At 44.3% G+C, this 14,982-nt stretch carries 11 protein-coding genes; 4 read left to right on the plus strand and 7 right to left on the minus strand.

Translation table 11 applies throughout. The features are described from left to right. Nucleotides 1-736: 736 nt before the first annotated feature. Nucleotides 737-1,219 (plus strand): ferritin, encoded by a 483-nt coding sequence (locus tag QVD32_RS10970; RefSeq protein WP_118687507.1) that lies wholly within the window; start codon nucleotides 737-739, stop codon nucleotides 1,217-1,219. 111 nt (nucleotides 1,220-1,330) lie between these two features. Further along, complete coding sequence (locus QVD32_RS10975) at nucleotides 1,331-1,537, plus strand: hypothetical protein (RefSeq protein WP_008861170.1); 207 nt, start codon at nucleotides 1,331-1,333, stop codon at nucleotides 1,535-1,537. A gap of 396 nt (nucleotides 1,538-1,933) precedes the next feature. On the opposite strand, the gene QVD32_RS10980 is transcribed toward QVD32_RS10975, so the two are convergent. From QVD32_RS10980 to QVD32_RS10990, 3 genes are read right to left on the minus strand one after another with little or no spacing between them, the layout of a single operon-like run. Continuing rightward, nucleotides 1,934-3,247: a M16 family metallopeptidase gene (locus tag QVD32_RS10980; RefSeq protein ID WP_021891940.1), complete on the minus strand. Its 1,314-nt coding sequence runs from the start codon at nucleotides 3,245-3,247 to the stop codon at nucleotides 1,934-1,936. Nucleotides 3,248-3,252: 5 nt separating this feature from the next. Beyond that, nucleotides 3,253-3,993: a 3-deoxy-manno-octulosonate cytidylyltransferase gene (kdsB, locus tag QVD32_RS10985; protein ID WP_021891939.1), complete on the minus strand. Its 741-nt coding sequence runs from the start codon at nucleotides 3,991-3,993 to the stop codon at nucleotides 3,253-3,255. A 23-nt stretch (nucleotides 3,994-4,016) separates the two neighbouring features. Continuing rightward, nucleotides 4,017-5,381 (minus strand): NfeD family protein, encoded by a 1,365-nt coding sequence (locus tag QVD32_RS10990; RefSeq protein WP_021891938.1) that lies wholly within the window; start codon nucleotides 5,379-5,381, stop codon nucleotides 4,017-4,019. A gap of 282 nt (nucleotides 5,382-5,663) precedes the next feature. Between QVD32_RS10990 and QVD32_RS10995 the strand changes: the two genes are divergently transcribed. Continuing rightward, nucleotides 5,664-6,167, plus strand: a complete 504-nt coding sequence (locus QVD32_RS10995) for an RNA polymerase sigma factor (protein WP_008861166.1) — start codon at nucleotides 5,664-5,666, stop codon at nucleotides 6,165-6,167. Between the two features lie 540 nt (nucleotides 6,168-6,707). Here QVD32_RS10995 and QVD32_RS11000 read toward each other — a convergent pair. Further along, a complete protein-coding gene (locus tag QVD32_RS11000; RefSeq protein WP_021891937.1) occupies nucleotides 6,708-7,850 on the minus strand; it encodes a glycosyltransferase in 1,143 nt (380 codons plus the stop codon). Nucleotides 7,851-7,856: 6 nt separating this feature from the next. Beyond that, complete coding sequence (locus tag QVD32_RS11005; RefSeq protein WP_118687508.1) at nucleotides 7,857-8,351, minus strand: outer membrane protein; 495 nt, start codon at nucleotides 8,349-8,351, stop codon at nucleotides 7,857-7,859. 366 nt (nucleotides 8,352-8,717) lie between these two features. Between QVD32_RS11005 and QVD32_RS11010 the strand changes: the two genes are divergently transcribed. Next, entirely contained in the window at nucleotides 8,718-9,956 is a 1,239-nt protein-coding gene (locus QVD32_RS11010) for a multidrug effflux MFS transporter (protein WP_118687509.1), read from the plus strand. Nucleotides 9,957-10,087: 131 nt separating this feature from the next. Here QVD32_RS11010 and QVD32_RS11015 read toward each other — a convergent pair whose 3' ends face one another. Continuing rightward, nucleotides 10,088-13,948, minus strand: a complete 3,861-nt coding sequence (locus QVD32_RS11015; RefSeq protein WP_118687510.1) for a T9SS type A sorting domain-containing protein — start codon at nucleotides 13,946-13,948, stop codon at nucleotides 10,088-10,090. A 9-nt stretch (nucleotides 13,949-13,957) separates the two neighbouring features. Continuing rightward, entirely contained in the window at nucleotides 13,958-14,839 is an 882-nt protein-coding gene (locus tag QVD32_RS11020; RefSeq protein WP_229033638.1) for a TolB-like translocation protein, read from the minus strand. Nucleotides 14,840-14,982 lie beyond the last annotated feature (143 nt).

A 14,982-nucleotide genomic window follows, 5' to 3' on the forward strand; every position in this document is an offset into this window, starting at 1 on the left:
CGATAGTGAAACAGAAATACCCCATAAAGCTACGGGGCACGGCAATGGAGGAGTTTAAAATATTCGAAGCGACACTTTTAAACCTCTTCCCCTGTGCCGCGCAGCGGTATAGGGGAAGTGCCCATCGGGCGAGGGGGTTAGTTCTACAAAAAAATCCTATGTGCTTCTTTTTTAACCCCTCTCTTCGTCGCTGCCGCTCCTCTGTCTCTCCCCTATATTGCTGCGCAATACAGGGGAGAAGGGGGGAATACTCACAAAGAACCGAAAAGATAAAAAGACCGTTCAAAGCAACACATTTAATCCTTTCCCTCTGTATCGCAACAATCGATATAGGAGGGAGTGCCCGTAGGGCGAAGGGGCTGAAACAAAACCTGCAAGAATCTCAATGACAAAATCCGGGCGAGCGTTGCTTTATACCTTGAAATAAATAATTACTCCGATAGCCGTAGATACGATGATGCGCTACGTGTCGACTCTACTGTCAAATCGTGGGTTCTTGCTGGCTTTATTATAGGATTATTGGTAGTTGTATTCTATGTATTTGTATTCTGTAATCCGTCTCAAAGAATGTCAAATTCGGACAAAATGATTCTGCAATTATGTCATTAAAGAGGTTGTATTGTCTTGGTTTTTATTTTTAGGTTATGGTAAAGTCTTATTATTATGTGATGGTATAATTTTTGTATATTATCAATATGTAATGAAAATGAGTATTAACATATAAAAATAAACCATTATGATTTCACAGAAATTACAAGAAGCCATTAACGTTCAGATTGCGGCTGAAATGTGGTCGTCGAATCTTTACTTATCGATGTCGTTTTATTTCAAAAAATTGGGATATGACGGATTTGCCAGTTGGATGAGAAAACAGTCTCAGGAAGAGTTGGAGCATGCTTACAACTTGGCCGATTATGTATCGAAGCGTGGCGGTGTGGCCAAAGTAGATAAGATAGATGTCGTTCCTCAGGAATGGGAGAGTGTGCTCGATGCTTTTGAAAATGTTTATAAACACGAGTGCCATGTATCTTCTCTTATCGACGAGTTGGTAAATGTTGCTTCTTCCGAAAAGGATAAGGCTTCGCAAGATTTTCTCTGGGGCTATGTGCGTGAGCAAGTAGAAGAAGAGGCTACGGCTTTGGGCATTGTCGAGAAGTTGAAACGTTGTAAAGACGAAGCCAGTATTTTGTATATGGACGAGAAACTGGGTGAGAGGTAATTGTCAAGGATTATTTCTTATAAGTGATTGAAAAAGGGACTTTGGAAGAATTGTTTTTTCCGAGGTCCTTTTTTTGTATATTCGGTATCGATTGGGTAAACTATTTGTACGATGAGAAAATTGCTTTGTCCGCAGTGTAAAGTGTCTTCGATGTATGTGAAGAACGGTAAGGGAGAGCGTAGAGCGGTGTATGTGACCGATGGAGGGGTAGTCGTTGCCCGCAAAGAGGGCGAGACTCTTGATGGTTTCGATCTTGAAACAGTTTATTGTATGGGTTGCTCTTGGAGCGGGTCCCCCAAACGTATGGTGAAAATGTGATTTATCCGATATGAATCGGTTGATGAGGGGCTGTTTTCAACCCCTCCGTCACTACGTGCCACCTCCCCTATATTTTGCGTTACAAAACACAGGGGAGGAGTTTTAAATGTCTCCGATAGTGAAACAGAAATACCCCATAAAGCTACGGGGCACGGCAATGGAGGAGTTTCAAATATTTGAAGCGCATTTTAGCCCTCTCCCCCTGTGTCGCGTAGCGGTATAGGGGGAGTGCCCATCGGGCGAGGGAGTTAAATGTCCAATATAAACCGGCTGATGAGATGCCGTTTTCAACCCCTCCGTTACTACGTGCCACCTCCTCTATATGGCTAACGCCACCCCCCGTAGCATTGGGGTGTCGAGTAACAATAGGGGGCGTGGTAGAGGAGAAAGAATTTATCAAGGTAGGGAGAGCGGGGGAATTTTGTTTTTGTCTCCGGCGACGGCTATGTAGAATTGTGAGGGGACGAGATATTTTTGTGCTGTCGATAGTAGATCGCCGGGTGACAGTTGCCGTATGGCTTCGTCTTGCTGCGCAAAATATTCGACAGGGAGATCGTTGGCTTTCAATGAAAGGTAGTAGTCCGCTATGGAAAAGGGGGAGTCGAGAGTACGAGCCATGTCTCCTCTCAGGTAGTTTTGTACGGTGATGAACTCGTCGGTCGGGACGGGCTCGTTTCTGAGTCGATCTATTTCGACGAAGACTTCGTCGATGAGCGGGCGGGTGAATTCGGTTCCGGTTTGGGTCGATATGGTTAAATAGCTTCCGTATCGCATGGCTGCGATAGAGGAGGATATGCCATAGGTATAGCCCTTTTCTTCCCGTATGTTGGACATGAGTCTGCTGCCGAAATATCCGCCGAGTATAGTGCAGAGTAGTTTCAGGGCGAAGAAATCGGGGTTTTCCCGGCCGATGACCGGCAGTCCCATTCGGATTCCGGATTGGAGGGCGTTTTCTTTGTGGGTGACTATTATCGGATTTTCGGCACGATGTATGGGGAAAGCGGGGATTATCGCAGAATCGACAGAGGGTACATTCCATGTGTGGACGAAGTGGAGTTCCAAATTATCGAGAAGTTTCCCGGTGATTTTTCCGGCGATGAAGATACGACATCTCCCGGGAGCGATGTGCTGCCGATGGTAGTCTCGGAGGTCTTCGGTTGTGATATGGTTTATATGGTCGGGGGTGACAGCCCGTCCGTAAGGGTGCTTGTCCCCGAAAATCATAGAGAGAAAAGTCTCGGAGGCGAGGACGTCTACTTTTTCTTTCTGAACGAGCAGTTGTTGGAGACGCCGTTCTTTGAGCCGGGTGAATTCTTTTTCCGGGAAATCGGGTCGTATAACGATGTCTGCCAGTAGAGATAGGCAGGTATCGAGATGCCGATTGAGCGTGTAGAGCGTGACATAGAGATAGTGACTCGATGCGGAGGTTTGCAGCCATGCTCCGTGGTAGTCGAATGATTCGGCTATCTCTTCCGAGCTTTTTCCAGCAGCGCCTTCTTTGAGCATCAATAAGGTGAGGGCGGCTGTGCCCGGTTTCTGTTCGGTATAGTAACCTCCTTCGAACATAAGGTCTATGCGGCACACGTCTTCGTCACCCCGATTACAGGCGATGACTTCGATGTCGTTCGATAAAGCATGGATGCCGGGTGCGGGCAGGGATAGGGGCGGAAATGTTCCGACAGGCGGTGTCGTTGTTCGGTCTAACGTCATAATTTTCAGAGTAGAGTGAGTGCTTTTTGTAAATCATCGGGGGTATCTATACCGATTGTTTCTTGTGTGGTGATGCCCACTTTAATCGTATAGCCGTTTTGCAGCCACCGGAGTTGTTCGAGCGATTCTGCGATTTCGAGCGACGACTGGGGTAGCTGGGTGATCTGGGACAATATGTCGGCTCTGTATCCATACATGCCGATGTGCTTGTAGTAAACGTGTTTATCGGGCCATTGTTCGGGGGATATATTTCTCATATAGGGAATTATCGAACGGCTGAAATAGAGTGCTTCGTTTTTGTCGTTGAGAATGACCTTCGGAGAGTTGGGATTGGCGAGGGCCTCGTAACCTTCGGTTACCTCGAAGGGGCGCACGAGGGTCGCTATCTGGGTTTGAGGCGAATCGAAGCAAGCGATGAGGCTCTCGATCTGTTCGGGTTTGATAAACGGTTCGTCTCCTTGAATGTTGATGATTACGTCTTCGTTTCCGCCCAGACGATTGTAGGCTTCGAAGCAACGATCTGTTCCACTACGGTGTTCGGCCGATGTCATGACAACGTTCCCGCCGAAAGATTCCACGGCGTTGAATATTCGGTCGTCGTCAGTGGCGACACATACATTGTCGAGGACTTTGCGGGCTTGTTCGTAGACTCGTTGAATCATATATTTTCCTTTCATGTCGGCCAGCGGTTTCCCGGGGAATCGGGTAGAGGCGTAGCGAGCCGGAATAATACCGATGAATTTCATATTGAATTTCTTATAACGTTTTTTTATTTGATTTCGATCACATAGAGCTGCGCGTTTTCGTATTTGACGACTTTTATACCCGCTCCTTTTTCGATGTATCCGTGAAGGGCTACGGCATCGAACTGTCTGTCGCCGATGGTTATTTTCCCGGAGGGCCGGAGTATGGTTGCCGCGAGTCCTTCTTTTCCGATATATTCTTGTAATTCGGAGGGAACTCCGATGTATCCTTTTTCTGTGGCTTGATCTGCTTGAAGGGCTAAACGTCCGAGAGGGCCTTTACTGCCGATTTTTTGGAAAAACCAAAAGAGTAAAGCTACGGAAATAATGACTCCCGAGATGACAGTTATTATTCCTTTGCTGATGTCGGCGGCAGATACGAAGTCGAAATCGAAATTGACATTCCCGACTAATGCCAAAATGAGTGCTCCTAATATCAGAATGGAGCCCGAAATGCCGGCTATACCGAAGCCGGGAATAACGAGAAATTCGAAAATGAGCAGAATGATGCCGATGACGAAAAGCAGTATTTCCCAGTTCGCAGCTAATCCGTCGATGTAAAGCGGAGTGAAATAAAGTACGGCTGCGGTACAGGCAATGGCCGAGGGCAATCCTATGCCCGGTGTTTTCAGTTCCATGAAAATACCGCCGAATATGAGCGTTACCATGAGAGCCTGAAAGGCGGGGTGAGTGAGAAAACCGGCGATATCGTCGAAGAGCGAGGGTTTGAATTCTTGTAAAGTATAAGTCTCGTACCGGAGTTTTTGCGAAATGATCTCGTCGACGTTATCGACTATGCCTTCGCAATATTTTTGGGCGATGGCCTCGTTTGCCGTAAGGGTGAGTACTTTGCCCGAATCGCAAAGATTGGGGACGATTACTCTTTCGTCGACCATAGCTTCGGCTATGAGCGGATTGCGCCGCCAGTTTCCCGATTCGTCTTTTCCGTGTGACTCGGCCGTCGCCCGCATGGTCGCCCGCATGTATGACTGGTATTTGTCGGGCATGGCGGCTCCGGTTTCATTGACTACCGTAGCGGCTCCCATGCTTGCGCTGCTGCGCATATAGATACTGTCGCAGGCTATGGCGATGAGTGCTCCTGCCGATGCGGCATTGTTGTCGACGAAAGCATAGACGGGAATGGGTGCATTGAGTATGGCTGTTCTCATGGAATCGGCGTGAACGACAGTTCCCCCGTAGGTGTTCAGCCGTAGTATGACGGCTTTTGCATTTTGTTCTTGGGCTTGGTGTAAACCGGCTCTTAAATATCGCCAAGTCGTACTCCCGATTTCTTTGATTATATCTATTTGATAAACAGTGCTTTGTGAATTCGATACAAAATACTGGAAAAATAATATGAGAAAAAAGATATATTTGTGAAACTTTTTCATGAACCTATGTGTTTAATATTAAGAAGCACAATTAAAAAAGATAAGAAATATGTTACAAAGTAAATAAAAAATAATCAGAACAATATTATGGGATTGTATTTTGCGAAAACAGATTTTTTTTGAGCCCCTTTGAAATAGCTGAATGTTTCGAAGACGTTTAGGAGAATGTAGAAATTTCAGATTGTAGTAGTTAGTATGAGTAGATTTTCGATGCATTTTCGTAATACAAAGTAGTAGTATAAGTAGTAAACAAGAATTACAAAATCATCAAAATTTTCAATTATGAACTCTCTAAAATTTCAAGATAGATTGTTAGGTCTCCAAGACAATTTGCTAAACTTCGCTTATATGCTTACCGCAAACCGGGAAGAAGCGAAAGATTTGCTTCAAGATACGACTCTTAAAGCTCTCGACAACGAAGATAAATATATCGACAATGTCAATTTCAAAGGTTGGGTGTTTACCATCATGCGAAATATTTTTATCAATAATTATCGCAGGGTTGTACGGAACCAGACTATTATAGACCAGACAGAAGATCTGTATCACTTGAATTTGCCCCAAGACTCGGGATTCGCGTCGCCGGAAGGTTCTTTTACGGTGAAGGAGATTACAACGGCTATCAATAGTTTCAGCGAGGAGTATCGGATACCGTTTTCTATGCATGTGGCAGGGTATAAATATCACGAGATTGCCGAAAAAATGGATTTGCCTTTGGGCACGGTAAAAAGCCGAATCTTTTTTGCCCGTCAACGTTTGCAGGAGATGCTGAAAGATTATAAATAAAGTATAGCCGAATTGTTTTTAGGCTCATTCGAAGTGTTCCTCATAGAAAGCCCTCATAAATCATATAGGATTTATGAGGGCTTTGGATTTCCCGGTAAAGGTAGAATAGCCATACTTTTTTGTCTTTTTCTTTAACCCCTCCGTTCTTCGGACACCTCCCCTATATTTTGCGTTGCAAAAACACCCCGCCATGCTGCGGAACACGGCAAGGGAAGAGGGTGTTGGTGTTCAACATTTTGGCTTTACTGTTTATTTTCATTCCTTCTTTTTTCTACGGGTACTTTCCCTATCGGCAGGGAGAGGATTGAAATGTTATTTTTGATATTCTTTTCAACCCCCTCGCCCTGCGGGCACTCCCCCTATATTCCTTTCAGGAACACAGAGGGAGAGAGATATGCATCACTCTGTTCTCGTTATCGAAGGTATTAGCCCTTCTCCCCTGCCGTGTCCCGTAGCCTTACGGGAAGTTGCGTTAGCAATAGGGGAGACCCACAGAACTTTGTTCTGCGGAGAGGGGTTGAATGATTGTTTATTTGTGATTTACCTGAGTTTCTCTTCGAGAAGATCGGAGAGGATATGAATATTCTTTTCGTTATCGTACGCTTTCAGCAGCTGTATTCGTTCGGTGCGTTTGGCTTGGTCGAAAGGTTCGTTTAAGGCGGTTTCGACAGCGCGAGCCATAGCCTGAGGCGTATCGGCAATGAGGCAGGCTTTGTCCAAGCCTGTGCCGAATAGCATTTTGCTGTTTACGATACAGTGTCCTCCGTGAAAGAGGGCATTCAATAGTTTCAGTTTTAATCCCGTGGGTTGGAATGTGACGAGCAGGTTGGCTGCCGCTTTTTCGATAAGCTGGTTCATTTGTTCTTCCGAGGGGTTGGCGATGAGTTGTGCGCCGGGTGTCCGTTCGACCAGCCGAACGAGTGTTTCCGGGGGATTTTTTCCGGCGAATATCCATGATGTGCCTTGTGTGAGCGGGGCGACTTGCCGTAACAGGTATTCGGCGGCTTCGATGTTCTCTTCGACCGAAAGGTTTCCGTGATAAAGGATATAGTTCTCCTTCGGGCCGGCAGGGGCTACTTCGGCGTATGCGTGAAAGGCGGGAAGCAGCGACACCGGGATTTGCGGGTATCTCGACGAGAAATAACAGCGGTCGCTCTCGGAGATCGCTAAAATGGCATCGGCATGCAGGAGTATCTTTTCGTATTTTGCCAATTTGACAGCTTCGAGTTCGTAGTAGAGTTTTTTCCACCCTGATGTCTTGCGGGATAATTCTTTGTAATATTCGTGCTCGATGTTGTGCGTTCGGACTAATTTGATACGGTCTTTCAGCCGTTTGTCGGACAGAAAGGCGCAGCAATGCAGACCTTCGAACAGTATGGGGGCATTGTCGGAAAGCAGATCGTCGAGAAGTTTTGAACAATGGCGACTGGAAACTATATAAGGGATATGCGAAAGCTGGCGGATAACAGAACGGTGGCGCGGATAGTAAGAGACTCTGGCGGCTACTTCGTTCAGTTGTTCGGCTCTACTCCGGTCGTATTGGAATGTGTGTAGCCATGTCTCGTAGCCCATTTTTTTTAACGCTTTCAACTTATAGTAAATATCGATAACCCCTCCATAGTCCGGTGGAAAAGGGACTTGCAGAGAAACGACATGGAAACGTCGGGAGGGAGACAAACTCATGGGGAATTAGAATTTGTATCCGAGACCAATGGAAATATTAGCCTGATTGAAGTCGTTTATGAAAATATATTTTCCCTCTATATGTAGGTTTAGGTGGCGGGAAATGCTCATTTCGAATCCGGCTCCGGCGTTTATTCCGAATTTATTTCGGGTATTGGAGAGTTCCTTATCGTTTTGTAACGCATTTCCCCTCCAACTTTGAAACGCGATACCGGCTAAGGGATATACCGAGAATCGACCGGCGAAAGGAATGAGGTAATGAATGTTCCCGTTGATTTCCCATTCGTTGAGGTCGTGGTGCGAGAATGTGTAGTTGACCGACGGCACTACTCGCCAGTTTTTTGCAAAGGGGAGATGCATGAAAACTCCTGCTTGTACGTTTTCTGTATCGAACATGTATCCGGCTGATATGCCTAAGCACTTCGTATTGTAGTTTTGTGCTTGGACGGAGGTGGCGGAAAGCAGCCCCATGAATATAAAAAGTCCTATTATTTTTTTCATATCCAAAAGTTTGAGGGACAAATATACGGTATCTTTCTGTTAATATGTAGTCGATGAAGTTATTTTTAGGATAGTATGGCTTTAAATGTGAAAAATGTTTTTGATATAGTCCTTATTGTTAAGAAGATATTAGAAATTGTTTTCATTTTTGAAGAGAGGATTTTCGTACGGGAAATTTGAAATTACATGTATGCCTTTGGGCTTAAAATAGTTTAGATTGTCCAATCATAAGGTTAAAATAACTTGAATTTTAATGAGTTGTGGAGTAGGGTTTTTCTTGAATAAAAAAGGTTAATTAGTCAAAAACATGAGTTGATAGGTTTGTACATTCTTGGTAATTTTGTCTTGTTTTTAGGAGGTAAAATTATGAGAAATACGAATTCTAAAATATTTTTATTGATATTGTTGGGTTCATTGACGGCATTCGGTCCATTGGTGACCGATATGTATTTACCCAGTCTGCCGTCCATGACAGATTATTTCGGGACACAGGCTTCGATGGTTCAGTTAGGTCTGACGTCCAGTATGATAGGTTTAGCTTTGGGGCAACTTTTTTTCGGGCCTTTGAGCGATTGGTACGGCCGACGACCTCCGTTATTGGTCGCCATGTCATTGTTTATTGTATCGACCGTATGCTGTATATTCTCTGCCACCATAGAGGGTTTTATATTTTTTCGGTTAATACAAGGTATTGCAGGAGCAGGAGGAATCGTAGTCTCCCGATCTATCGCTACCGACCGATTTACTGGTAAGGAGCTGGCCAAAGCTATGGCGATTATAGGAGCTATCAATGGAATCGCACCTGTGGCATCTCCTGTATTGGGAGGATTCCTAACCGACTCTATCGGCTGGAAGGGTATTTTTATCGTACTGTTGATTCTCGGAGTTTTGTTACTGTTCTCCAATTTACATTTCAAGGAGTCTTTATCGGTGGATAATCGGAAACGAGGGAATCTGAAAAGCCTTGTATCGGGCTTTGGGATAGTATTGAAAAACCGTCGATATGTTTATTATGTATTGCAGATGGGTTTTGCAATGGGAGTATTGTTCGCCAATATTTCTTCTTCTCCGTTTATCGTTCAACAACATTATGGTTTTTCGGCTTTTGAGTTCAGCCTTTTTTTCGGAATCAATGCATTGGCTATCGGGTTGGCTGCCGGATTATCGGTAAAATTCAAGAATCCCGAACATGCGATGTTTTTAGGTAGTGTCGGTATGACAATGATGTCTGCGGTAGAGTTTGTAATCCTTAGTAACGAATATCATTTTGCTGTATATGAGGCTGTGCTGTTTGTGTTGCTTTTTTCTATGGGATTGACTTTTACGGCTTCTACGACTTTGGCCATGGATTGTGAGCGAGCCAATTCGGGAACGGCCTCAGCATTGTTCGGTGCAGCAGGTTTTGCTTTTGGAGGTATCGTTTCTCCGTTGGTGGGATTGGGTGATATTCTTTCTACTACGGGTCTGATATTTTTCGTTTGCTCGGTGTGTTCTCTTTGTTTTTCCGTTTTGGCTATGAACCAGACACATACGAACTTATGGGGGAGTTTCAAATGTAAGATGGGGCCTGTTACTAGGTTTGTCTTTTTAAGGCGAGAGAAATAAAAATAGGTAATAAAAGTAGAGATCGTAATTAACAGAAATGTATAAATCCCCCGCCTTGAAAAAGAGCGGGGGATTTTGTGTAGGACTATCTCTTTATTATTCAAAGAGATGAGTCGGGGTAGTTTAGCATTTTATTTTTTGATGACTTTCACGGCTTTACCATCGTTCACTTTTACAAAATACATACCGTCAGCAAGATCGGAAAGGTCGAGAGAAATAGTTGTCGTACCTACGTGGGCTTGTCTCATTACCAGAGAACCGGCTATATTATATATTTCGATCGTTTCGATTGTAGTTTGAGCAGATATCGTAATGATTCCCGTCGTGGGGTTGGGCGATATACGTGAAATGCTTACGGTGTTTTCTATGCCTGTATATATATTGTTCAATACCAATGATTTCTTTGCGGGTGTCACACAACTGTTGTCACTGGTAGGCATAGCCCATACGGCTAATCTCTCACCGGCATTGGATACCGCATATAAGTTCCCGGCATAGTCGAATTCGAAATCATTAACATAACCGCCCATTTCGGCAATTTCTTTTCGGAATTTTTCCGTGACAGAAGGTATTCCCTCTTTCATCTTGTAAGAGTACACGGCCACTCCGCCATTTACGCTAAGGGCTATAAGCTGTTCTTTGTCATTGACGGCGAGAGCTCCGTTTTGGGTCGACTCACCGATGATGTTGGGCTCGGCTGTATTAAATACGGCATCTTGGTATTGATCGCTGTAATAGAACATACATGGATTTGCGGGAGAGTTGCTTCCGCCACCTCTGTATTGTGCGGCCCAATATCCGGTAGAAACGGGAACGATACTGCTGTTGTCGTTGCCCACGTAACTACTGGCGGCTTTCGATTCGTTGGGCGCAGTTGTCCATGTATTCGATTCGCCGATGTTATAGACGTTGATAAATTTTTTCCAAGATGAACCCGAAGCCGTTTTATCTATGGCATAAAGTTGAGTTGTAGCACCTTCTCCTCGAATACCTACGGCTGTTATTTGGCCGCATACATATTTGCCTCCTATCATTAGGCTGCCATTCGAATTTGTAGCTCCTGTAAATATAGAAGAAATATCAAAGGTTTCGGGGTTCATCAGGTAAATACCTGCGTTGTTCGGGCTGGCGTCGCATAGGAATACTCGTCCATCTGATGCTACGGCTGCTTTTTTCGGACCCATACCGGTTTCTCCGCTCCAAGATATGGTTCCGCTATAAGCTGTGGAGCCTTGTTGAGTAATATCGCTTATGTCTGCACCGAGTACATACACACCCACTGTCGAGGTTTGGGCTTGTGAAGGATTTCCTGCACTTACTGTTCCGGCAGCAGTGTTCGTTATATAGATACGTCCGAAGTAGTCGCTTTCAGGTGATTTATCGATGGCGACACCGTATGGCGCATAGTACTGGTATAGAGGACTGTCGTCGGATATTTTCGTAAATTTCGTGACGTTTCCGGCGATGGCTTGAATACTCCAATTCAGCTTTTCGGCAGGAAGATCGGCTCTGGATATAGTAGTCTGATTCGCTCCTTTTGGTAGCGCTCCTAATGCAATCGTTTGAACAGCTTCGCCTGTTTCTGGATTATTCAATATCAAGTTTACAGATGTGGCATCCTCGTTTAAGTTGAAGTTGATAGTATATCCGTCTTCTGTTTCGTTATAGGATAAACCGTATGCAAATATACGGGCGGGAGATTCGGATTGCTCCATGCCTTTGGTCGTGTATTTTACGATTTTGTTTCCAGCCAACAGGTATATATCTATATCGGAATTATCTACGATTCCTACACTTGTCATTGGAGAAAGTCCCGTAGTGGAGATGAAAGATTCGGTATCTCCGATGTTTTGGGCTTGATCTATTCCATTCGTAATGTCATATAAACGAACTTTATAAGAATAATTTCCATCTCCTTGACTTTCACAAATGGGTGCGCTCATATAAATTTTATCGGCGTAACGGAAATAATTCGCTCCGTATGACTCTACCGGAATGTTATCCGAGAAATCGGCTAGCATGATTCCCTGATCGCTCATCCAGTCCATTAAAAATTCTCTTGGGGCCGTGAGTGTACCGTCTATGATCAATCTACTTTTTGCTAAGGGCGAGAGTGTGATATGGGCTTTTTCTCCGATTTGACTTTCGTCGAAGTCCGTATCGTTTTTCTGGAATCCGGCCACTTCTCCGTTTTTAATGTTCCAACATACATATCTGATACCGTATGCCGTATTCCAAGCGTTTCCGGCATGGGAGTCGAAATACAGTTGGAAATCGTCGATCGTGCCGCTTACAGCGATGGTGTTGGCTATATAGTTGGAGTTGTTATTTCCGGCGGCTGCGAGGCTGGCACTTGTATTCGTTTGTAATGTAGCGACGACAACCGGGGCTGAATCTTCTAACGAGGTCGTTTCACTTCCCTGCCATTTATATACGTAAAAGTCTCCGGTTTGATACGCATTGCCTTCTTTGCCGATGACCGTCGAGTTTGTCCCAATAAGCACGCCATCGATAGTAAAGGCGATATCGGATAGTATATAGGGTAATTCTTTCCCGTTATAACCTTCGGTTACAAGACCTTCGGTACTCATTTCTTTAATGAGTTCTCCGGTTGCTGGATTTAGAACCAAGAGTTTAGGAAGTTTATTTTCATCTACTGCCAATACATAATATTTGTTGTCTCGCAGTATTGCCCGACGTACGGTAAGTCCATTCAAGGCTTCGATGTCGGTAATTTCTGTTTCTTTGGTGAGATTGTAATATGCCGCTGCTGCAATATCTCCGTCTTGGTCGGGGTGTGGATAATCAAGCACTTCCTCTTCTATTTCTTCATCAGAGGGTTCTTCGTGTTCCAAATCGGTCAGCCTTTTATTAATGAATGCAGTTTCATTGACGATGACTTCGATTGGTTCGGTTTCTTTCCAGAATCCCTCGATGTCGAATACCAGATTGTAGTTTCCGGGAGTCAAATCGGTAAATACGAATAATCCATTATATTCTTTATCGGTTGTATATCGGCCTACTTCTTCACCGTTCTCGTTTTGAAGAATAACAGTTACGTTGTTCAAGGGAGCATAGGCATCGATCGAATTGATTTTGTATTTATAGAGGTCGTGTTCGAGAGTGTTATATTTATCTTTAACAGTTCCCATAATGCAGCCGGTAGTTTCGCTATCGTCGTTGAACCATGCACGTATGGCCCTAGCATATCGCATACCTTCTTGTTTGCAGTAGTCTTTGTTGAGAAGCCTTTGTCGTTCGGGTTGATAGGTGTGGAAACAGCCTTCACAAAGGAAGCCGTCACACCCGTGTTTCAAAACACCGAGATAACCGGTATATCCCATGCTGTTTGAGGACGAGCTACCATAGAAAGATATGTCGCCCCGGCTGTTGTTGTCGTTTTCGCCGGTATAATAGGATTTATAGGTAACTTCGTTCTTGTTGACATATGGCCATGCGGCACGAGCCATATCGCGGGCGTTTGTCAATCCGTTTCCCGATTCCGAATCGGTCCCTCGATAGAGAATCAGTGGATAATTCGTACTGCTCCCCTCAGTTGCAGCATTACTATGGATCGAAATGAAATAATCCATATTGTTGGCCTCTACATCTTGACAAATCACCGATAGGGTAACTAACTGTTGAGTTCCACTTTCTCCGGGCTGAGTCTCGATGTATTTGTCGTTTTCGGTTTTGTGTTCATCATCGGCCGATACAACACCGTTTACCGTGCGCGACATTCTCACATATCCGGCTCCGGCTTTTACGAGCTCTTCCCTTAGGGCCATTCCCTTTATCAAGTTCGTATTTGTTTCGAAGAATCCGAGGGTATCCATTTGAGCATAATTGATCGTTGCCATCGGCCGGTCGTTAGGCCCCCAACCGCCGTGCCCCGGATTAATATATATTCTGGCCTCGCTTAGATCGTTTGCACTTACCGAAAATGCTAACGTTATTCCTAAGCATATCGATAGAAGTTTGTTGAGTTTCATGGTGATTAATTATTTTGAGGTTGCTACATTCATTAAAAATATCTCTCCATTTTGTGTCGTATAGACGATTTTGGAAGCATCGTCGGATGCAGAAGGGTACATGCAGATTTTTGATTGATCTGTCAATGCCGTGCGATGAGTGCCTTGTGACGTAACGGCGAATATTTGGGAGTAAGTAACGATTTCCCCGTTATCATAATCTACCATGCCTACAACCCAATCGTTACCTAACCAGACCGGTGCACGCAATGTCCCCAAAGAAACCGGATTTGTTCCATCTATATTGCAGACGTATGCTTTCGCTTCGTCAATGACATAATAGAGAAGTTTTCCCCCATCGGGAGAAACCGATGGCCATAAATATCCTACATTCGTTCCGTTGGGAGAGAGTTGCTTTGTTTTTCCATCGATTGTAATGTAAAGCTGGCTGTTCTTAATACTTGGGATAGCCGGGAGGTTTTTCAGCTTTTTACCGGCAATCCGTTTAGAAATAAGTTTGCCATTATTTACAGCGAGAACCGTACCTCCTTTTACAGTCACACCTTCTAGATTTCGGGTAGGTTTTACTAGTTGTTCTGTTTTCCCGGTTTGTAGATTTACACTGTTTAATGATGAGTAGCGAAGTTTCCCTTTATATTCGCTCTTTCTATAAATTACGGTAGAGCCGTCTTCGGAAAATTGGGCATTAAACCCAGCACTTCGGTCATTGGTAATGGTCGTCAATTTCCCGGTTGCAAGATCAAATTTTTTCAGACCGCTCATGTCTTCGTTGGTTACTAGAACGCAATCCCCCTTCGGACTTATCTTCGGGAGAAATACTCCTTGCCCGTCGAGTGTAAGGGCTTTGGTACTGATTACCTCGATTCCTTGGGCAAAAATCAATTGACTCATAAAAACGAGTACTCCTAGAAATGTTTTTCTCATAATGATTAAAATTATATGGGTAAATAATGGATTATTAAGGATAATTCGAGTATATTTTGAGTCTTTGTGTTTATTTCAGGTTTTCAAATGTAGATATTTTTATTTTATAT

Source organism: Barnesiella sp. (assembly GCF_022723415.1).
Taxonomy (GTDB): Bacteria; Bacteroidota; Bacteroidia; order Bacteroidales; family Barnesiellaceae; genus Barnesiella; species Barnesiella intestinihominis.